The sequence below is a fragment of the Sphingomonas sorbitolis genome (assembly GCF_036663875.1).
Lineage (GTDB): Bacteria > Pseudomonadota > Alphaproteobacteria > Sphingomonadales > Sphingomonadaceae > Sphingomonas.
Genome location: NZ_JAXOJS010000002.1, coordinates 544,437 through 563,698 on the forward strand (window position 1 = coordinate 544,437; position 19,262 = coordinate 563,698).

The window sequence follows — 19,262 nt, forward strand, 5'->3', positions numbered from 1 at the left end:
GTCTCATTTAACGGTACATCGGTAAACATAGGCCGATAGTTAGATATCTTTGGCCAGTCTATTGAAAGACTTATCGATGACGACATTTGAAATTTACAAACGGCGTCGACGATACATCAGCCAGTCGACCAGGATCATCCTTATATCTGTGGGACTTGGCGCAATTGGGGGGTGCTCGACCCTACCTGCCGCCGGGCCGACCTCCGCACAAATCCGCCGCGCGGAAACCAAGGACAACCAAACGGGATTCCAGATCGTCGATATCGACGCGGCGACCACCGCGCGTCTTGCCATCCACGGCGCCACCACCACGCCGCTCGCGACGCTGGACGAAGTCGGCCGCACCGACACGCTGGGCCCCGGCGACACGCTGTCGATCGGCATCTTCGAAGTTGGCGTGACCCTCTTCACGCGTGGCAACGGCGCCGCCGCCCAAAGCAGTTTCACACCATCGGCATCGGGCACCGATCTTACCGTTCGCGTGGACTCGTCCGGCAACGTGCAGTTGCCGTATGTCGGCCGCGTGTCGGTTGCGGGCAAGACGCCTGGTCAGGTCGAGCGGACGATCGAACAGGGCATGATCGGCTTGTCGCAACGCCCTCAAGTCGTCGTGGCGGTCAAAACCAACGCCTTCAACGTATTCTATGTTTCGGGGGACATACGCACGCCCGGCCGGTTCGAACTGGGCTTGCCGCGCGAACGGCTGCTCGATGCGATCGCGCGCGCCGGCGGCACGACCAACCAGCCCAACGACATGATCGTGCGCGTTACCCGCAGCGCGCGCTCTGCAGAAACGCGACTGAGCGAAATCAACGCGTCGGGCGATCAGAATATCGCGTTGTTGCCAGGCGACCGGATCGAATTGTTCAACCGGCCACGGACATTCCTGGTGTTCGGTGCAACCGAGAAGGTTTCGCAGGTCGCGTTCGGCGCAAGTTCGCTCTCGCTGGCCGAAGCGATGGCACGGATCGGAGGCCCGAGCGAGCGGACCGCAGACCCGGCCGCGGTCTATCTGTTCCGGTACGACACCTCGCTCGGTGCCGAGCCCAAGCCGATCGTCTACCGCCTCAACATGATCCGCGCCGACAGCTATTTTCTGTCGCAGCGGGTCGAGATGCAGGACAAGGACGTGATCTACGTTTCCAGCGCCGCAGCCAATGCACCGGGCAAGATGACGCAGATCATCGGTCAGCTTTTCACGCCGCTCGCGCTTGCCCGCAGCCTGACCCAGTAATCGCTGACGCACGGACGAGAACGAGGCCGGAGCGAGCAACGACAGGGACGACCGTGTCCTGTCGGCTCCGGATACCAAGCGAGCGAACGGAGCAGCGAAGACCAATGACCGCAGGCTATATCGAAGCGTTGGAATGCCTGGCGGATCGCGTGGTCGTGCAGGGTTGGGCCAACGACGAGGCGCTGCGATCCGGCCCGTTGACGCTCTCGTTCGACGGCATCGCACAGCGCGTCGTCCAGATCACGGAAACGGCGTATCGCGAGGATCTGGCTGCGATCGGTGCGCGTGCATTTCGCGTTTGCCTGCCGGTTCCGATCGCCGACGGGACGCATGTGACGGCGACGATCACCGGCAAGCCGCTCAAAATCGCGGCGGACGCAGTGCGTCCCATGGCGCCGCTCGGTCACATCGAGGTGGCAGGCAGCGACGATGTGGGAGGGTGGATCGTCGCGGTAGGCCTGCCGGTGACGCTCCAGTTCGATGGCAACCTGACCGCGTCTATCGACCCGGTAATCGATCGCCCCGATCTGATGCAGATCGTACCGGGCAGCGCACCGAACTACGGGTTCCGCGTGTCGCTGCAGGCGTTGCGCGCGCGCGCGACACCTTCGTCCGCCACGGCCTTGGGCCCGGACATGATCCTGTTGCGGGCCGGAACGCACATCGTCGGCGCGGCGACCCTCGTCCGTACGCAACTGGTCCACGGCAAACTCGAACGCGTCACGCTGAGCGAGGCACGGGGCTGGGCAGCCGACGCCAACCGCTCGGACGGGACGCTTCGCGTGGAAATGCGGATCGATGGCATCCGCTATGCGACCGGCGTCGCCGACCGGTACCGCGCCGATCTCGTCGCCAAGGGCATCGTCGCGGCGGGAGGCGGGTTTCGCTTCGAGATGCCGTCGATCAGCATGACCGGCGCGACCAGCGCGCATGTTGCCGTCCATGCGCTGGATGACGAGGTGCCGATCCGCGGCGCGATCGACATGCCCGTTCCCGAGCGGCGTACGCTCCTGCCGTCGGTGATCCTCGACATCCTGCCCGATTTCGACGAGCGCGGCGTGACGATCATCGTCCCGATCTACAATGCTGCCTACGATACAGCCGCATGCATCGCCGCGCTCTGCCGCAGCACCGACATACCCTGCCGGCTGATCCTGATCGACGATTGCAGCACCGATCCTGCGATCGCCGAAATCCTGGATACCGCAGCCACGCTGCGTAACGTCGAGGTGCACCGCAATCCAGAGAATCTGGGGTTCACGCGTACCGTCAACCGCGCGATCGGGCTTGCCGGTACCGACGACGTGGTTCTGCTCAATTCGGATACGCAGGTGACCGTCGGGTGGCTCCAGGGTCTGCGCCTCGCTGCCTATAGCGGCCGGTCGGTCGCGACCGCGACGGCGGTGTCGGACAATGCAGGCGTCTTCTCGGTGCCGGAGCCCGGCACCGCCAATCCGGTTCCCGCCGGCTTCTCCTTCGACGACATGGCACGGCTTATCCGGCAATCGGCTATGACGCTGCGACCGGAGGTGCCGACCGGACACGGGTTCTGCCTGTTCATCCGCCGCGACGCGCTCGACCGGATCGGGGCGCTCGATGCCACTGCGTTTCCCCGCGGCTATGGCGAGGAGAACGACTTTTCGATGCGCGCCGATCATGCCGGGCTGCGCAACGTCGTCGACGACCGCACCTTCGTCCATCATGAGGGGTCGGCAAGCTTCGGCACGGCCAAGACGGCGCTGTATGCGGCGGGGCGGCTGGTGGTCGACGAACGCTATCCCGAATACAAGGCACGGATCGGCGTGTTCTCGCGCGGTCGGGACATGCTGGCGATGCGCTGGCGGATCCGGCGTGCGGTGGCAGACGTCGTGGCCGCGCCGCGACCACGCATCCTGTATGTGATCGCCACGCAGTCGGGGGGCACGCCGCAGACCAACCAGGACCTGATGGCCGCGATCGAGGACCGGTTCGAACCGTGGCTGCTACGCTGCGATACGGTCCAGCTCGAGCTGTCGCGGCTGCACGAGGGCGCGCTGGTGCCGGTCGTGACCGCAGACCTGCACCGCGGCATCGATCCGCTGGTCCACCGGTCGAGCGAATACGATCTGATCGTCGCCGACATGCTCACCCGGCACGCGATCGATCTTGTGCATATTCGACACATGGCGTGGCACAGCACCACCCTCCCCCAAACGTGCCGGCGACTGGGGATCGCGACAGTCTTCTCGTTTCACGATTTTTATACGCTGTGCCCGACGGTGAAACTGCTTGATCAGGACATGATGTTTTGCGGTGGCCGCTGCACGCCCGGACCAGGTCGGTGTCGTCCCGAATTATGGCCGGCCGATGCGTTTCCGAACCTGAAGCATCAGTTCATCCATCGCTGGCGCGCGATGATGAACGAGGCGCTTCGCCACTGTGATGCGTATGTCACGACAAGCCCGACCGCGCGGGAGATTATTCTCGATGCCTTGCCCGATCTCGCTGATCGACCGTTTGAGGTCATTCCTCATGGCCGGACCTTTACGGATTTCGACATCGCCGCGCCGTGGCAACCAGGTATGCCGCTCAAGATTCTCGTACCCGGCAACCTTTCCGCCGCGAAAGGGTCCATCCTCATAGAAGCCGTGGCGGAGATCGACGGCGGGCGCACGTTTGAATTTCACGTGCTAGGCGACTCGGGTCACATGACGGCGCGCCCTGGACTGGTCCTGCATGGGCGGTACCAGCGCGATGCGTTCGCCGCCCGGGTGGCCGAGATTGCGCCACACCTCGGGGCCATTTTCTCGATATGGGCAGAGACCTATTGTCACACACTGACCGAGCTCTGGGCAGCAGGACTGCCCGTGGTCGGCTTCGACATCGGCGCGGTGGGCGACCGGATCAAGGAGTCCGGCGCCGGGTGGCTGCACCACGTCGGCATTCCAGCTGCCGATCTGGCACAATGGCTTGCTCATCTGGCGGCGCTTCCCGATGCCATCCATGCGGCCAGGATGGCGACCGTCCATTGGCAGGACACGGTCGGCCGTCACTATGACACCTCGGCGATGGCCGACCGCTATGGGGCATTGTACGCACAAGTAGCGAAGAACCGATGCGTATTCACCGACCTCCAGATCGAGGGAAGCGCAGGATGACGAAACAGTTCGCCGGCTGGGATTGGACGGCGATCATAGACACAGGTACGTCACAACGTTTCCTGCAAGGAACCGACGATCACCGACTCTCAGTTTGTACCTGATACGATGTATCACCTGTTCCACCGCGATGGCATTCCTACAACGGATGATCTGTCGACTGCCGTAGGTCAAGCCACGCGCGTCACGCTGCCGGGTAGCGCACCGGTGATACGCCAGCCCCCCGTATTCTTCGCGATCGATCCGCGCGTCGCCGACGTAGTGCGCGAACACGACATCCGTTCGGGGCCGAGCGCGACTACGCGATTGGCGCCTTCGTTCGTCGTTGCGCTACCGCATGGTGCGATCCTCACCGAAGGGTTTCTGGTTGCGGATCAGGATCATCGCATCCTCAGCGACAGCTTCCGCGCCTTCGGATCGCTTGCCCGCTACGGATTTCACGAGCACCCGGATCGTCTTTTCTCGATCGACCTTGTCGGCGGGCCCGAGCTACCGGGAACACATCTGGTCGTGGGCATCCAAACCAACCTGAACTACTTTCACTGGTTGCTCGAGGCGATGCCGCGGCTGTGGCTGGCACAGCGCGAGGGGTTGGCGGCGGACACGACGGTCTGGCTGCCACCGTTACGTCCGTGGATGGCCGACATGCTGACGGCGCTGCAACCGATCGACAGGTGCGCGACGCAGGCGGACGGCATCACACGATGCGCCCGGTTGCTGATGCCGGCGCGCGGACTGAGCAACATCCATACGTTTTGCGCGCACGCATTCGCCATGGCGGATGAGATACGCCAGCGGCATGCGCCAGCGGCACCATCGGGACGCCGGTTCTTCATTACCCGCGCCGGTGCGGGGTCGCGCAAACTGATCAACGAGGCCGAGATCATGGAGATCGCCGCCGAGCACGGGTTCGAAACCGTCGAGCCGCAACATCTTGCCTTCCAAGATCAGGTTAAGCTTTTTTCCGGCGCGGACGCCATTGCCGGGCCGCTGGGCGCCGGACTCGCCAATGCGGTATTCATGCGTCCCGGCAGCGTTTTGATCGAACTTGCTCCAGAAGGGCGGGAGGGCGATGCGACCTTGTTCGCCAATCTCGCGCACCACCGCCAACTGGATTATCTCGCCGCCGTAGGCCCGACAGTCTCCACCGACGCCCGGCCGGTGGATCGGCGGGATTTTTCGGTTGATACAGGAATCATACGCAAATTGTTTGGGGCGCTTGGCTGAGCCCCGGGGGGACCGTCAGGCGGGGACCATGGCGGCTAGGATGTCGTCGACCTCGGCGACCGCGAAGGCGCTGTATTCGTCGCCGATCGCATAGGGCAGCAGCACCCGGCGATCCTGGAGCAGCCCGCCGCAGCTATAGGTGACGTTGGGGACATAGCCGCCGCGCTGTTCGGCCGACGGGAACAGCAGCGGCGACGGCGTCCGCGCCAGCACCTTGGACGGGTCCGCCTTGTCGAGCAGGCACGCACCGATGCAATAGCCGCGGACCATGCCGACGCCGTGCGTGAAGACCAACCAGCCCTCGTCGATCTCGATCGGCGAGCCGCAATTGCCGAGCTGGACGAATTCCCACGGATATTTCGGCGCCATGATCGGCGTACCGCTGTCCCAGGTGTAAAGATCGTCCGAGCGGAGCAGCCAGATATTCTCGCTGTCCTGCCGCCCGAGCATCACGAACTGCCCGTCGATCCGCCGCGGGAACAACGCCATCCCCTTATAGCCGGTCATCGACCCCGCCAGCGGCCGCATCTCGAACGTCCGGATATCGATCCCGCGCAACATCTCCTGCCGCGCGGTCTTGCCGTCGAACGCGGTATAGGTGCCGATGATGCTTTGCACGTCGTCATGATCGGTGAAGGTGACCATGCGGAGATCCTCGATCCCCTGATGCTGACTGGGCAGGATCGGGAAGATCACCGTCTCGGAGACGTCCTGGCTATCCTCGCACAGCAGCCGCACCCAATCCGCCTCGGTCCGCTCGATCTGCGGCGGCACCCCGTTCGCGCTCGGCGGATCGAGCACGAGACGATCGCCCGGCCCCCATTCGCCGGTCCGGAACGTCACCGACGAGATATGCCCCTCGCCGATCCCGCGCAGCGACAGCAAAAACCGCACCGCGCCCGGTTCGGTCGGACGCCCCTCGAGCGCGTCGTCGGGCAACCGGACCATGCTCGGATTGAACAATGCCGCCGATTCGAACGCGTATTCCTGGCTGAAATAGGCGCCGATCAGCCACTGCTCGTCATCGTCGAAATCACCCGCGCCGATCTCGTCACGGATCTCCGCAAAGCGGCGCAGGAAGACGCGATCGGCATTGCGGTGCCGCTCGCGCATCGGTGCCGCGAGCAGCGCGCGCATCCGCGTCCGCATCGCCGGATCGAGCGCACGGACGCGATCGATGACGGCATGGACGCGCGACGGCCGCCCATCGTCGAACGCGGCGGGATAGGCGAAGCTGAACGGACGGATCACGGTCCGCGACGGATCGGGCATGAGTTCGACATCGAGCTTGGTGAACACATCGGCCGCTGCCTTGAAGTCGATCTCATGCGAGTCAGCGCCAGTCGTTGCCGGGGTCGTTGCCGAAGCCGCCGTGTTAGGACTGGCCGTTGCAGGAAGACTGGTGGGAGCAGCGTCGGGTGTCGTCATCATCGGCCCTTCGGAAGGAGTCTCAGGAGGAGCGCTGCACGCGCCAATTCGATCCCTGCGCCGTTTGCCAAATCCGGTCGCCGCACGTCATGGCCGATACGGGAACGGCATTTTTCACGGATGCGTTCGGGCCGTCACGCTTGTAGCAGGTCGCGATGGCCAAGCGTAAATTCTACCTCACGGCAGTCCTGCCCGACGGCTATGTCAAGACGATCGGGCCCACCGCGCTCGACCTAACCCATTACTGGCGGATCGTCGCGGTGCTCGCCAACGGCAAGACCGAGGTGTTCTGGGGACACAGCAAGTCACTTGGCGAAGCGAAGAAGACCAAGAATCTCGCAGTCGAGGCCGCGGCGACGCGAGGGTGGAAGAGCTATCACGTCGATATCGCTGCGGTGGAGCGGAGCGACACGCCGGTCGCGGAATAGCGCGCGTGGGGGGGGGGATCGAGTCGGTATGGTCCTCCCACGCCAAGAGGAGCTGGCGCTTTCCAGACGAGGAGGGGGTCGGCGCCAACCTGCGTTCCGTGTCCTCCCCCTCCGTCAGGCTTTGCCTGCCACCTCCCCCTGGCGGAGGAGGATTGTGAAGTGGTGCGATCGATTATGGCGCGGTGCAACATTAACCAGTAGGCGCGGGGATGTGACGCAGCCGCTTACCCATTTTACCTTTGGTCGTCGCGAATTCGTCGCGTTCATCGCCGCGATGATGGCGGTGAACGCGCTCGGGGTCGACCTGATGCTGCCCGCGCTGCCGGCGATCGGGGCCGAGCTTCATGCCGCGACCGCCAATTCGCGGCAGTGGATCATCACCGCATACATGTTCGGCTTCGGGATCGGCCAGCTGGTCTACGGGCCGCTCGCCGATCGCTATGGCCGCCGCCCGATCCTACTCGCGACTCTGATCGGTTTCGTCGGCGCGAGCATCTTCGCAGCGAGTTCGGCGACCTTCACCGCGCTGATCTGTGCGCGGATCCTGCAAGGACTGATGTCGGCCTCGACTCGCGTGCTCGCCGTCGCGATTGTCCGCGATCGCTTTTCGGGGCGGCAGATGGCCAAGACGCTGTCGATCGCGCAGATGATCTTCTTCCTGGTGCCGATCCTCGCACCCAGCCTGGGACAAATTCTGCTCGCGTTCGGACCGTGGCGGTTCATCTTCTACGCACTGGCAGCGTTCGCCGCATTCGTCCTGGCATGGGCGGCGATGCGGTTGTCCGAGACGCTGGCGATCGAGCGACGGACGGCAATCTCGCTGACGTCGTTGCGCAACGCCTATCGCCTGACGCTCACCAATCGCTATTCGATCGGCTATGCGACCGCCGCGTCGCTGACGTTCGGCGGAATCATCGCCTTCGTGTCGCTGGCACAGCAAATCTTCGGTGAGCAGTTCGGTGCGGGCGATCGGTTCACGATACTGTTCGCGGTCTGCGCGTTCGCGATGGGTTGTGCGTCATTCGCCAATAGTCGGCTGGTCGAGCGACTGGGCACGCGGCTGATCTCGCAGGCCGGGGTGTTCGCGCTGATCGCGTTGTCGCTGGTCCATCTCGCGGTGATCGCCAGTGGCCTAGAGACGCTGTGGAGTTTCATCGCGATCCAGGCGCTGAGCATGACGTGCATCGGCCTGTGCGGATCGAACTTCGGCGCGATGGCGATGGAGCCGGTCGGGCATATCGCCGGGACCGCATCGTCGGTGCAGGGATTCATCACCAGTCTCGGCGCGGTGGTGGTCGGATCGTTGATCGGCCAGGCCTATGACGGATCCACCTTCCCGCTTGCGATCGGCTATCTCGGGATCGGCCTCGGTGCGCTGGTGATCGTGTATCTGGTCGAGGGACGCTTCTGGTTCCAGCGGGGGACTGCGCTGCGCTGAGGCTTAGTGCAAAAAGATCACACTGTTTCAGAAGGATCGCTGCGTTGGGAACCGTTACGTCACCGTGACGGTTTGCGTCGACACAACACCAACAGGATATCCGATCATGAAGAAACTGACCGTAGCGCTTATGATGGCTGCTCTCACCGTTCCGCTCGCAGCCTGCGGCGGCAAGGGTGACGACAAGCTGGGCAGCCAGGTCGAAGGCGCAGCGGACAACCGTGCCGACGCGCTGGAAGCCAAGGCCGACAACCTCGAGGACCAGGCCAAGGCCGTGCGCGAGAGCGGCGACCAGCAGGCCGACGCGATCGACGACGCCGACGTGAACGCGCAGGCGATGCCGGCCAGCGAGAAGGCGGCCCTCGTCAACGGCAGCGAGAAGCTCCGCTGATACTGATCCCCCCGGCACGCCCGGGGGGATTTTTCTATATAAGTAATGCGAGACGGCGGCCGGGACATGTCGACCGGACTGGCAAAACAGGGTGGGCGACATGACGAACAGGGGCCGGATCGAGAACGGGGGATTCCTCCTCTTCTTGACGATCATCACCATAGCCTTGGGCGTGGTGGTATCCGCCTTCGCGGCCGCGCTGCTATGGAGCGCGCTGGCGGCGATCCTGTTCCAGCCGCTGTATCAAAAGCTGCTCAAGCGCTGGCCCGAGCGGCGCAACCTCGCCGCCTCGCTGGCGATGCTGATCATCTTCGTTGCGGTGGTCGTCCCGACGCTGATCATCGCCAGCCTGATGATCGACCAGGCATCCTCGGTCTATACGAGCATGCAGAGCGGCCAGATCAACTTTGCCGCGTATTTCCAGCAGATCCACGATGCCTTGCCGCAGCGGCTCCAGCAGCTTGTCGACAAGTCCGGGATCGACAGCTTCGAACGGCTGCAATCGCGTATTTCCGGCGCGCTGGGCAACAGCGTCCGGACGATCGCCGGACAGGCGCTGTCGATCGGCCGCAATGCCTTCGCGTTCCTGCTGGCGTTCGGCATCGCGCTGTACGTGACGTTCTTCCTGCTGCGCGACGGCGACCGAGTCGGGCCGGCGATCTGTCGCGCGTTGCCGCTGGAGCGATCGGTGACGGAACGGCTGGTCGGCAAGTTCGTCGCGGTGGTGCGCGCCACGATCAAGGGATCGGTCATCGTCGGGCTCGTCCAGGGTGGCCTGGGCGCCTTGACCTTCTGGCTGGTCGGCGTGCCGGCGGCTTTGTTGTGGGGCCTGCTGATGGCGCTCACCTCGTTGCTGCCCGCCTTGGGGCCGGCGATCGTGTGGGTGCCGGTCGCGGTGTATCTGCTGGCGACGGGTGCGATCTGGCAGGGCATCGCGGTGATCGTGTCGGGGGTCGTGGTGATCGGGCTTGCGGACAATATCCTGCGGCCGATCCTGGTCGGGCGCGACACCGGAATTCCGGACTATGTCGTGCTGGTCACGACGCTGGGCGGGATCGAGATCTGCGGATTGAGCGGGATCGTCGTCGGCCCCGTGGTCGCGGCGCTGTTCCTGGCGGGATGGCAGATCCTGACCGAACAGCGGCTTGGGCAGCCCGAGCCTGACGCCTGAGCTACTGCCCACACTACCGAGCCGTTGCTTTGGCCGCGCGCCACAGATTTTGAGTCCTCCCCCGCCAGGGGGAGGTGGCAGGCGCAGCCTGACGGAGGGGGCGGTAAGCGACCACCTCTGCTGCCTGTCCTCCCCCTCCGTCGCCTTTGGCGCCACCTCCCCCTGGCGGGGGAGGATCGGTTTTGAGCGCGGCTGTGCTCGTTGATTCCGAGGTGTCGGCTACAAGGCAGCCGCAGACCTACGCCGCGTCTGCAGACCAAAAAAAACCACCCCGTGCATGACGCACGGAGTGGCCTAGGTTCAGGGAGGAGGTACGCTAGAAGCGTACCGTACGGCGCCGCGAAAGGGGGGGACACGATGCCGTACAGGATCTAAATGGGTGAGCCCCGATTTGGTTCAACCCTTGTTGCGGCGCACACCGAATTTTTTTCAGAGCGCGTTTTTCTTGCGGGCGAACGCCGGTGCCATTCGCGCCAGGATCTCGTCACGCAGCAGCAGGTGATGGCGCAGTGCAGCCGCGCTGTGCGCGACGACCAGCGCGAACATCATCCAACCGAGAATCTCATGGGCCTCGTGGCCGAAATGCCCGGTTGCCGTCGATACAGGCAGATACGGAATATCGAACAGCCCGAACCAGTTGAACGGACCACGCTTCGCCGATCCCGAGACCATCAGCCACCCGGTCAGCGGCATGCCGATCATCATGACATAGAGGACCGCGTGCGCAGCGTGCGCGAGGCCCTTCTCCCAGGCCGGCATCAGCGCGGGCAGCGGCGGCGGGCGGTTGGCAAGACGCCATGCGAGCCGCGCGACGCTCAGGACAAGGACGGTCATCCCGAGCGCCTTGTGCGCGCCCATCCACGCGCGGAGGGCCGGCACCGAATCGTGCAACAAGCCGACCGCGAGGTTGAGGATGACGAGCAGCGCGATCGTCCAGTGAAGCCAGATCGCCACCCTCGAATAGCGTTCCGAGGATTGCCGCTCCGGCGAGTAGCGTTCCGAACTATCCCGCGCTGCCGTCATGTACGTGTCCTTCAGACGTTGAACTGCGGCGCGGCCATCTGCGGCTGCGGGGTCTGGCCGAGCTGTGCCTGGCGCGCGAAGATATCACGCATCAGCGACAGCGAGAACAGGTGCGCATACAGCAGCGGGAGCATGCCCGACTTGCTCATCTTGCGCAGTGCATCGCCGCGCAGGTCGATCAGCTTTTCCTCGTTGATCATCTGGAAGCCGCGATAGACGAACGGCTGCTCGGCACCGTCGGGCTGGATCGTGACTTCGCCGTCCATCAGCAGCTCGAGCTCGCGCAGCTCGTTCATGAAGTTCTGCGTGCGTGCGCCGGCCTGTTCGAACGACTCGTTGAAGCCGAGGATGTTCTTGGTCAGCTCGGTCGGCTGGCCGTTCTCGAACAGTGCATCGCCGTCCTCGAACTCACCGAGCGTCGGCGAGGTCGGATCGAAGCAGAGCGACAGCTCCTGCGCATCGGGGTGAAGGCGCGCGAGCATGTACGGGTAGCGACGGACATAGGCGGGCACGTAGAACGTGGTCTCGGTCAGCTTGCCGTCGTCGCCGACGAACACGTTGACGCCCTCGTTCAGGCCCATCAGCGCGAGCGGGATGGCGTCGTCACCGGTCGAGAAGACGATCGGCATGTGGCGCTGGACCAGCGGGAATTCGTCGACGGTGATCGGGATGGCGTGCTGGCCGACCAGGAACGGCGCGCTGTCCTGTGGGCGGACCTTGTAGTTCGCGTGCGTGTCGCTCGAGAGCGGCTCGAGGCCGTTGTAGAAAAGCGGAAGCTGGGCGGTGCTGGCCATGTTACTCTCCGGATCGGTCGTTCAGATGCCGGTGACTGGTGCCACCGATTGGGGCGAGGCTCTATGGTGCGGGGCGGGTTGGTGCAAGTGTGGTGCGGAATCGTCGGGGTGGGACGCGGTCGGTCGTCGGCCTGAGCTAGACGAGCTTGCCGGGGTTGAGGATGCCCAGCGGATCCATCGCGGCCTTGATCGCGCGCAAGGCGGTCATCCGCGCGGGCGACGAGAGGCGGGCGAGTTCGTCGCGCTTCATCTGGCCGATGCCGTGCTCCGCCGAGATCGAGCCGCCGGCCGCGGTCACGAGGTCGCCGACGAAGCGGGTGACGACCGGCGCGTCCTCGGCATACCAGTGCGCAGGGTCGGTGCCGGGCGCGGCGCGGACGTGGAAGTGGACGTTGCCGTCGCCGAGATGGCCGAAGCCGCTCGCGTGCGTGCCGGGGAAGCGCGCGTCGCACGCCGCCGCCGCCTCGATCATGAAGCGCGGCATCGTCTCGACGGGGATGGAGATGTCGTGCTGCGTCGCGGGGCCGAGCGCGCGTTCGGCGGCGGAGAGCGAGTCGCGGAGCAGCCAGAAGGCGTCCGACTGGGCTTCGCTGGTGGCGATCGTCGCGTCTTCGATGGCGCCGTCTTCGAGCGCCTTGGCGAGCAGGCGTTCGAGGAGTGCGCTGGGGGACTCGCCCTCGGTGGTGGCGGAGGTTGCCTCGATCAGGAGGTGCCAGGGGTGGCGGCCGGCGAGCGGCGCGCGGGCGTTCGGGAGGTGCGCGACCGCGGCGTCTAGCGACTCGGCGGGGAGGATTTCGAAGCTTTCGATCGCGTCGGTCCTCGCCTGCATCGTGCGCAGGAGTTTCAGCGCAGCTTGGGGCGAGGCGATGCCGACCCAGGCTGTGCCGCGGGCTGCAATTGCGGGGACGAGGCGGAGCGTGGCGGCGGTAACGATCGCCAGCGTGCCTTCCGCGCCGATGAAGAGTTGGTCGAGGTCGTAGCCGCGGTTGTCTTTCTTCAGCGCGGAGAGGCCGTCGTGGATGCTGCCATCGGCGAGCACCGCCTCGACGCCTGCGACGAGGCCGCGCATCGTGCCGAACTTGAGCACCTGCGTCCCGCCGGCGTTGGTCGAGACGAGCCCGCCGATCGTCGCCGTGCCGCGCGCGCCGAGCGTCAGCGGGAAGCGCCACCCCTGCCCTTGCGCGGCGCCGTCGAGGTCGGCGAGGATCACGCCGGCCTCGGCGATGGCGAGCCCGGCGTCGGTGTCGATGCTGCGGATAGTGTTCATCCGGCGGAGCGACAGGATCAGCGCGCTGCCGTCGGCGGGGGCGGTCGCGCCGCCGACCATCGAGGTGTTGCCGCCTTGGGCGACGAGCGGGACGCGGTGCTCGGCGGCGGCCTTGACGATCAGCGCGACCTCCGCGGTCGAGGTCGGCGCGAGCATCGCAGGCGCAGCGCCATGGAACCGGCCGCGCCAGTCGTGGAGCCAGGGGTCGATGTCGGCGGGGTCGGTGACGATCGCCTTGGCGTCGAGCTGCGAGGCGAGCGATTTAAGCATTGCCGCCTGCGAAGGCGTCAGGATTGCTGACTGAATTTCGGCCATGTACGCGGCGCTAGACAAAATTCATCGCGCGTTCAACGATGGGCGCTAACGATTACGTCAGCATGATCCAGACACCATGATTCACCCCGCGATACCCGCCACCCTGCTCGCGCTCGCGGGCCCCTTTGCTGTGGCATTGCGCGATGTACCGTCGTCCGGCCTGTCTTCGGGATTCGAACTGGACGGCACGCAGGTCGCGCAGGTTTCGATCCACGAACGCATCATTATCCGCGTGCCCCGGATGAGCCGGATGCCTGCGCGAACCTATGCGCCGCCGCGCGAATGGAAGGAGCATAAGGGTCCAAAATGCATCGCGGTCGATGAAATTGCTGGTGCGATGCTCAACAAGGACGGCGCGGTCGACCTCGTGATGGACGATACGACGCGGCTGCGCGCGCGGCTCGATGGCGACTGCAAGCCGCTCGATTATTATTCGGGGTTCTATTTGCGGCCGGGCGCGGACGGGATGATCTGCAAGGACCGTGACGCGATCCGCATGCGATCGGGTTCACGCTGCGAGATCGAAGGGTTCAAGAGCTTGCGGGCGAAAAAGTAGCGGGAGCCTATAGCTAACGTGCTTGGCGGATGCGAGGTCACCCCCTCCGTCATCCTGACGAAAGTCAGGATGACGGGGGTTTTTGCGGAAATACGCCTCCCGCCGCCCCTTCCCACCCTCCATTCACCGCGTTTCCTTGACATTTGTCGCCAAATCGGCGAGCGCCGGAACGCTTGAGGGCAGTGCATTTCACCCTCTATTTACCGGACATTTGCATGAGTTTTGCCGATCTCGGCCTCTCCGACGAACTGCTGAAGGCAGTCACCGACTCCGGCTATACCGAGCCGACCCCGATCCAGGCCGGCGCGATCCCGTCGGTGCTGATGATGCGCGACATCATCGGTATCGCCCAGACGGGCACCGGCAAGACCGCGTCATTCGTGCTGCCGATGATCGACATTCTCGCGCATGGCCGCAGCCGCGCGCGGATGCCGCGCTCACTGATCCTCGAGCCGACGCGCGAACTCGCCGCGCAGGTGGCGGAGAATTTCGAGAAATACGGCGTCAACTCGAACCTCTCGATGGCGCTGCTGATCGGTGGCGTGTCGATGGGCGACCAGCTCGCCGCGCTGGAGAAGGGCGTTGACGTCCTGATCGCGACGCCGGGTCGGCTGATGGACCTGTTCGGGCGCGGCAAGATCATGCTCAACGGCTGTTCGATGCTGGTGATCGACGAGGCGGACCGGATGCTCGACATGGGCTTCATCCCCGACATCGAGGAAATCTGCACCAAGCTGCCGAAGCAGCGCCAGACGCTGTTGTTTTCGGCGACGATGCCGCCGCCGATCAAGAAGCTGGCGGACAAGTTCCTGACCAATCCCAAGACGATCGAGGTGTCGCGCCCGGCGTCGACCAACCTCAACATCAAGCAGTATCTCGTGCCGGTGCCGAGCCAGACGGCCAAGCGCGATACGCTGCGCCGTATCCTTGCGCAGGAAGAGGTGACCAACGCGATCATCTTCTGCAACCGCAAGACGACGGTGCGCGACCTGAACAAGGTGCTCAAGCAGGCTGGCTACAAGTCGGGTGAGATCCACGGCGACATGGAGCAGCCGCAGCGGCTGGCCGAGCTCGAGCTGTTCAAGACCGGCGCGGTGACGATCCTCGTTGCCTCCGACGTCGCGGCGCGTGGGCTCGACATCAAGGGCGTGTCGACGGTGTTCAACTATGACGCGCCGTGGCATCCGGACGATTACGTCCACCGGATCGGTCGCACCGGTCGCGCGGGGGCTACCGGGACGGCGTATACGTTCGTCGCGCCGGACGATGCCGAGAATATCGTCAATATCGAGAAGTTGACGGGTCAGACGATCGAACGGCTGAAGGTTGCCGAGCCGAAGACGGCGGCAGTTACTGCTGCGACCGAAGACGATGGCACGACGCGGCGCGCACGGCCGCGTCGCGGCGCGCGGTCCGAGACGTTTACGCCGGTGCCGGTTGCGGCTGCTGCCGAGGAGTCGGATCGGCCCCGTACGCGGCGGGTGCCACGGGCGGATACGGTGGCCCCGGCGATAGTCGCCGAAGTGCTGGCTGCGGTGAAGCCGGTTGCGGCGGCCAAGCGTCCTCGCTGGGAACGTACGCCGATCGACGAGCCCGTGCCCGCGGTGAAGCCGCGCGTTGCGGAGCCGGCACGGGTCGAGCCGGTGCAGGTCGAACCGGCGTATGTGGAACCCGTTCGTGCGGCGCCTGCGCGGACGGAGCCGGTGCGGTCGGAACCTCCTCGCTCGCAACCTGTTCGTTCGGAAGCGGCAAAGGTCGAGCCGCCACGGACGGAGCGCATTCCTGCGGATCCAACCGGTGGTCGCCGCCAACCGCTCGCCGATACGCCGGCGGATGGCTGGAACGGACCATTCCCGAGCTTCCTGAATGCCGTGATCGGAGGATATGAATGATGTCGATGCGCCGTATCGCCGCGCTTGCCTTGCTCGCGACTGCCGTGGCCGCCCCCGCTGCGCCCCGCGCGAAAGTCGTGGCGCCGCACGTGAACACGACGAGCTTCGACAAGCTGCCACAGCCCTTGCCGCTGCCGTATAACGAGTCGGCGAACGCCAATGCGCAGGTTGCGGCGGCGCGGGCGCGCGCGCTGAAGACACACAAGCGGTTGCTGATCGATCTCGGCGGTAACTGGTGCCTCGACTGCCGCCTGCTGGCGGGGACGATCGACCTGCCGGAGATGAAGCGGTTCGTGGATAGCAAGTTCGTGGTGGTGACGGTCGACATCGGCCGCTTCGACAAGAACGGGCAGATCGCGGCGGGTTACGGCATCAAGGGGCGGCTCAAGGGCGTGCCCGCGGTGCTGGTGGTTGATCCGCGGAGCAACCGGTTGCTGAACGCCGGGCATGAGACCGAGCTGGCGGATGCGCGGTCGATGGGGCCACAGGCGCTGGCCGACTGGTTGGCGAAGTGGGCGGCCTGATCGGGAGTTTTTGAGGGCGTTTCGGTATTGGGCATTTCGCTAGTCTGAGGCGGGCGATGCGACTCGTCCGCTCCGCTACGTCGCCCTGTTTGGCTTGCCCTCACCTATCGCCGCCTTCGGCGTCTCTCCCTCTTCCCGATGGGAGAGGGAACGGGTCCTAGACAGATCTACCGTGCGGGCTTTCGCTAGCGGTCAATGCTCGTTCGACACTCCCCTCGCCCTTTCGAAGCGGTCCAGCGCGCGTCTCTCGCTTGTAAAGTCTGAGATCCGTCGTCCGCCATTTGGTCGCGGCCCTCGCCGTCATCCTGACGAACGTCAGGATGACGGTCGCGCGTGCCCTCACCTATCGCCGCATTTGCGTCTCTCCCTCTCCCGATGGGAGAGGGAAGGGGCCCGCGGCCACTTGGCCGTGGGAAGGGTGAGGGCAAGGTTCGTTGGGCCATTGTGCTAGGCGTGTTCGTGATACGCCCCTCTTTATAGCCAGTGCGAGTCCAACGCCCCCTGCCCGTGTAATATCGGTCCGGCGCGCACCATTGGGCTGCGACCGTAAACGGTCCTGCCAGGAAGCCGATCTCGACACGCTCTGTGCGGGCCCAACCCCCACCGTCATCCTGACGAAAGTCAGGACCCAGAGCCACGGGCGTTAACTCCTGGTATCCTGGGTCCTGACTTTCGTCAGGATGACGGGTTTGGTTGGCTGGTCACGCGCTCGCCCGCCCTTACGCGGCGACCGCGATCAGGGCGTCGTCCAGTGCTGCGGCGCGCAGGTACGCCGGGCGTTCGATCAGGCGCGCGGCATACTCCGCGAACGCTTCGCGCTTCGGTAGCCAGCCGAACTGCATGCCCCAGATGACCTGCGATCCGACATAGACGTCGGCGGCGGTGAAGCGGTCGCCGGCGATGTACGGGTGCGCTGCCACGGCCTGTTCGAGCACGTCGATCACGCGGTCGAAGCTGCCATAGCCGATCATCCGTTGCTGCGCGGCATCGGGGACGACGCCGAGCGCGCGGTTGCCGGTGGCGGCTTCGACCGGGCCGGCGGCGTAGAAGAGCCAGCGATAGTAATCGGCGCGCTCTTCGTCGCGGGGGGCGAGGTCGGCGTCGGGGAACGCATCGGCGAGATACGCGCAGATCGCGGCGCATTCGGTGACGGTCTTGTGGTTGTGGACGATCGCCGGGACCTTGGCCATCGGGTTGATCGACAGATACGGCTCGGCCTTCATCGTCGTGTCGTAGTCGAGGACGACGGTCTCATACTCGGCGTCGACCTCTTCGAGCATCCACCGCGCGATCCGGCCTCGCGACATCGGGTTGGTGTACAGGGTCAACGTCATGCGACTCTCCTTGAGAACGGATCGTGAACGATGGTCTCATGGGGAGTGGGTGCGGTCAAGGATTACCCTGCGGACGTGGCGACCCCGCGCCCTACGCCCGTCATCCTGGGCTCGACACAGGATCCAGAGCCGCGACGCTCACCCGTCTTGGCTCTGGGTCCTGACTTTCGTCAGGATGACGCCGTTAGCGGCGGACCTCCTACACCAGCGCCTTGTCGAACAGCGCGAGCATGCGGGCCCAGGCCTTGTCCGCCTGGGCTGCGTTGTAGACCTTCGAGTCGGGCGGGCACCAACCGTGCATCGTGCCGGCGTAGACCTCGATCTCGGCGGGGAGTTTGGCCGCGGCGAAGGCGGTGCGGAGCGTGTCCTTTTCGGTCGGCGAGCGGGCGTCGTCGTTGGCGGCGATCGCGATCAGGTATCGGCCCTTCATCTGCGGGATCAGCAAATGCGGGCTGTCGGGGGTGTCGGTGACGAAGCCGCCGCCGTGGAAGGTCGCGCCGGCGCGGATCCGGTTGGGGACGGCTGCGGCGGTGCGCATCACCATCGGGCCGCCCATGCAATAGCCGGTGGTGGCCAGCCCACGCTTGCGGTCGGTCTGCGGTTGCGCGTCGATGAAGGCGGTGAAGGCCTTCGCGTCACGAACAGTGCCTTCGGACGTGAGTGCTTCGCGGAAGGGCGCGATGCGGGCGCGGACGGCGGGCTGGTCGTAGGATTCGCCGGGCTTCAAGAACGGCGCCTTGGTCGAGCGGTAGAACTGGTTGACGACGAGCACCGTATACCCCGATTGCGCGAGCCGGTCGGCCATCTGGCGGAAGGCAGGGCGCAGGCCCATGATGTCGGGCCATACCAGGACGCCGGGGTGCTTGCCGGTGGCGGGTGCGACGAAATAGGCGTCGGCCTTGCCGTCGGGCGTGACGATCGAGACGTCACGGCCCTTGATAACCGCTGCGTTCGCAGGCGCGGGGAGCAACATCGTCAGGCCCATCGCGCCGGTCATCACCCCGAACTGGCGACGCGAGACGCCGGCCAGATAGGCTTCGTTATCGTCTGCGGTATGCTCGTCGCACATGGGCCTATCCTCTTGAATTCGGCCGCATGCTAAC

General features: G+C 65.1%; 16 protein-coding genes. 10 read left to right on the forward strand and 6 right to left on the reverse strand.

What is annotated here, in order from left to right; translation table 11 throughout:
- The first annotated feature begins 76 nt into the window (after positions 1-76).
- The 3 genes from U1763_RS07835 to U1763_RS07845 all read left to right on the forward strand — a co-directional run bounded on the left by U1763_RS07835 (position 77) and on the right by U1763_RS07845 (position 5,598).
- On the forward strand, positions 77-1,234 hold the full coding sequence (locus U1763_RS07835; protein ID WP_332754767.1) for a polysaccharide biosynthesis/export family protein: 1,158 nt from the start codon (positions 77-79) through the stop codon (positions 1,232-1,234).
- Positions 1,235-1,338: 104 nt separating this feature from the next.
- On the forward strand, positions 1,339-4,371 hold the full coding sequence (locus U1763_RS07840) for a glycosyltransferase (protein ID WP_332754768.1): 3,033 nt from the start codon (positions 1,339-1,341) through the stop codon (positions 4,369-4,371).
- Positions 4,372-4,677: 306 nt separating this feature from the next.
- Complete coding sequence (locus tag U1763_RS07845; RefSeq protein ID WP_332754769.1) at positions 4,678-5,598, forward strand: glycosyltransferase family 61 protein; 921 nt, start codon at positions 4,678-4,680, stop codon at positions 5,596-5,598.
- A gap of 15 nt (positions 5,599-5,613) precedes the next feature.
- Here U1763_RS07845 and U1763_RS07850 read toward each other — a convergent pair whose 3' ends face one another.
- Positions 5,614-6,870, reverse strand: a complete 1,257-nt coding sequence (locus U1763_RS07850; RefSeq protein ID WP_332754974.1) for a glycoside hydrolase family 130 protein — start codon at positions 6,868-6,870, stop codon at positions 5,614-5,616.
- Between the two features lie 311 nt (positions 6,871-7,181).
- Between U1763_RS07850 and U1763_RS07855 the strand changes: the two genes are divergently transcribed.
- The 4 genes from U1763_RS07855 (at position 7,182) to U1763_RS07870 (ending at position 10,454) form a co-directional block, all read left to right on the forward strand.
- Positions 7,182-7,454: a hypothetical protein gene (locus U1763_RS07855; RefSeq protein WP_332754770.1), complete on the forward strand. Its 273-nt coding sequence runs from the start codon at positions 7,182-7,184 to the stop codon at positions 7,452-7,454.
- Between the two features lie 211 nt (positions 7,455-7,665).
- On the forward strand, positions 7,666-8,892 hold the full coding sequence (locus U1763_RS07860) for a multidrug effflux MFS transporter (protein ID WP_332754771.1): 1,227 nt from the start codon (positions 7,666-7,668) through the stop codon (positions 8,890-8,892).
- Positions 8,893-8,998: 106 nt separating this feature from the next.
- A complete protein-coding gene (locus U1763_RS07865; protein ID WP_132736137.1) occupies positions 8,999-9,283 on the forward strand; it encodes a hypothetical protein in 285 nt (94 codons plus the stop codon).
- Between the two features lie 100 nt (positions 9,284-9,383).
- Positions 9,384-10,454 (forward strand): AI-2E family transporter, encoded by a 1,071-nt coding sequence (locus tag U1763_RS07870; protein WP_332754772.1) that lies wholly within the window; start codon positions 9,384-9,386, stop codon positions 10,452-10,454.
- A 429-nt stretch (positions 10,455-10,883) separates the two neighbouring features.
- Here the strand turns inward: U1763_RS07870 and U1763_RS07875 are convergent, their stop codons facing one another.
- From U1763_RS07875 to U1763_RS07885, 3 genes are all read right to left on the reverse strand, one after another.
- Complete coding sequence (locus U1763_RS07875) at positions 10,884-11,477, reverse strand: cytochrome b (RefSeq protein ID WP_332754773.1); 594 nt, start codon at positions 11,475-11,477, stop codon at positions 10,884-10,886.
- Between the two features lie 11 nt (positions 11,478-11,488).
- Positions 11,489-12,271, reverse strand: coding sequence for a SapC family protein (locus U1763_RS07880; RefSeq protein WP_132895488.1), 783 nt, complete (start codon positions 12,269-12,271; stop codon positions 11,489-11,491).
- A gap of 136 nt (positions 12,272-12,407) precedes the next feature.
- Complete coding sequence (locus tag U1763_RS07885; protein ID WP_332754774.1) at positions 12,408-13,853, reverse strand: FAD-binding oxidoreductase; 1,446 nt, start codon at positions 13,851-13,853, stop codon at positions 12,408-12,410.
- A gap of 76 nt (positions 13,854-13,929) precedes the next feature.
- Between U1763_RS07885 and U1763_RS07890 the strand changes: the two genes are divergently transcribed.
- From U1763_RS07890 to U1763_RS07900, 3 genes are all read left to right on the forward strand, one after another.
- On the forward strand, positions 13,930-14,409 hold the full coding sequence (locus U1763_RS07890) for a hypothetical protein (RefSeq protein WP_332754775.1): 480 nt from the start codon (positions 13,930-13,932) through the stop codon (positions 14,407-14,409).
- 215 nt (positions 14,410-14,624) lie between these two features.
- Positions 14,625-16,301 (forward strand): DEAD/DEAH box helicase, encoded by a 1,677-nt coding sequence (locus U1763_RS07895; RefSeq protein WP_332754776.1) that lies wholly within the window; start codon positions 14,625-14,627, stop codon positions 16,299-16,301.
- A gap of 5 nt (positions 16,302-16,306) precedes the next feature.
- Positions 16,307-16,825: a thioredoxin family protein gene (locus U1763_RS07900; RefSeq protein ID WP_332754975.1), complete on the forward strand. Its 519-nt coding sequence runs from the start codon at positions 16,307-16,309 to the stop codon at positions 16,823-16,825.
- A gap of 719 nt (positions 16,826-17,544) precedes the next feature.
- Here U1763_RS07900 and U1763_RS07905 read toward each other — a convergent pair.
- Positions 17,545-18,159, reverse strand: coding sequence for a glutathione S-transferase family protein (locus tag U1763_RS07905; RefSeq protein WP_132895492.1), 615 nt, complete (start codon positions 18,157-18,159; stop codon positions 17,545-17,547).
- 199 nt (positions 18,160-18,358) lie between these two features.
- Entirely contained in the window at positions 18,359-19,228 is an 870-nt protein-coding gene (locus U1763_RS07910) for a dienelactone hydrolase family protein (protein WP_332754777.1), read from the reverse strand.
- Positions 19,229-19,262 lie beyond the last annotated feature (34 nt).

Excerpts from the sequence above, each read along its gene's own strand:
- U1763_RS07865 (WP_132736137.1), top strand. The coding sequence starts at position 8,999 with ATGAAGAAACTGACCGTAGCGCTTATGATGGCTGCTCTCACCGTTCCG.
- U1763_RS07840 (WP_332754768.1), top strand. The coding sequence starts at position 1,339 with ATGACCGCAGGCTATATCGAAGCGTTGGAATGCCTGGCGGATCGCGTG.
- U1763_RS07910 (WP_332754777.1), bottom strand. The coding sequence starts at position 19,228 with ATGTGCGACGAGCATACCGCAGACGATAACGAAGCCTATCTGGCCGGC.
- U1763_RS07850 (WP_332754974.1), bottom strand. The coding sequence starts at position 6,870 with ATGCCCGATCCGTCGCGGACCGTGATCCGTCCGTTCAGCTTCGCCTAT.
- U1763_RS07890 (WP_332754775.1), top strand. The coding sequence starts at position 13,930 with ATGATTCACCCCGCGATACCCGCCACCCTGCTCGCGCTCGCGGGCCCC.
- U1763_RS07895 (WP_332754776.1), top strand. The coding sequence starts at position 14,625 with ATGAGTTTTGCCGATCTCGGCCTCTCCGACGAACTGCTGAAGGCAGTC.
- U1763_RS07880 (WP_132895488.1), bottom strand. The coding sequence starts at position 12,271 with ATGGCCAGCACCGCCCAGCTTCCGCTTTTCTACAACGGCCTCGAGCCG.
- U1763_RS07875 (WP_332754773.1), bottom strand. The coding sequence starts at position 11,477 with ATGACGGCAGCGCGGGATAGTTCGGAACGCTACTCGCCGGAGCGGCAA.
- U1763_RS07905 (WP_132895492.1), bottom strand. The coding sequence starts at position 18,159 with ATGACGTTGACCCTGTACACCAACCCGATGTCGCGAGGCCGGATCGCG.
- U1763_RS07885 (WP_332754774.1), bottom strand. The coding sequence starts at position 13,853 with ATGGCCGAAATTCAGTCAGCAATCCTGACGCCTTCGCAGGCGGCAATG.
- U1763_RS07900 (WP_332754975.1), top strand. The coding sequence starts at position 16,307 with ATGCGCCGTATCGCCGCGCTTGCCTTGCTCGCGACTGCCGTGGCCGCC.
- U1763_RS07870 (WP_332754772.1), top strand. The coding sequence starts at position 9,384 with ATGACGAACAGGGGCCGGATCGAGAACGGGGGATTCCTCCTCTTCTTG.
- U1763_RS07855 (WP_332754770.1), top strand. The coding sequence starts at position 7,182 with ATGGCCAAGCGTAAATTCTACCTCACGGCAGTCCTGCCCGACGGCTAT.
- U1763_RS07835 (WP_332754767.1), top strand. The coding sequence starts at position 77 with ATGACGACATTTGAAATTTACAAACGGCGTCGACGATACATCAGCCAG.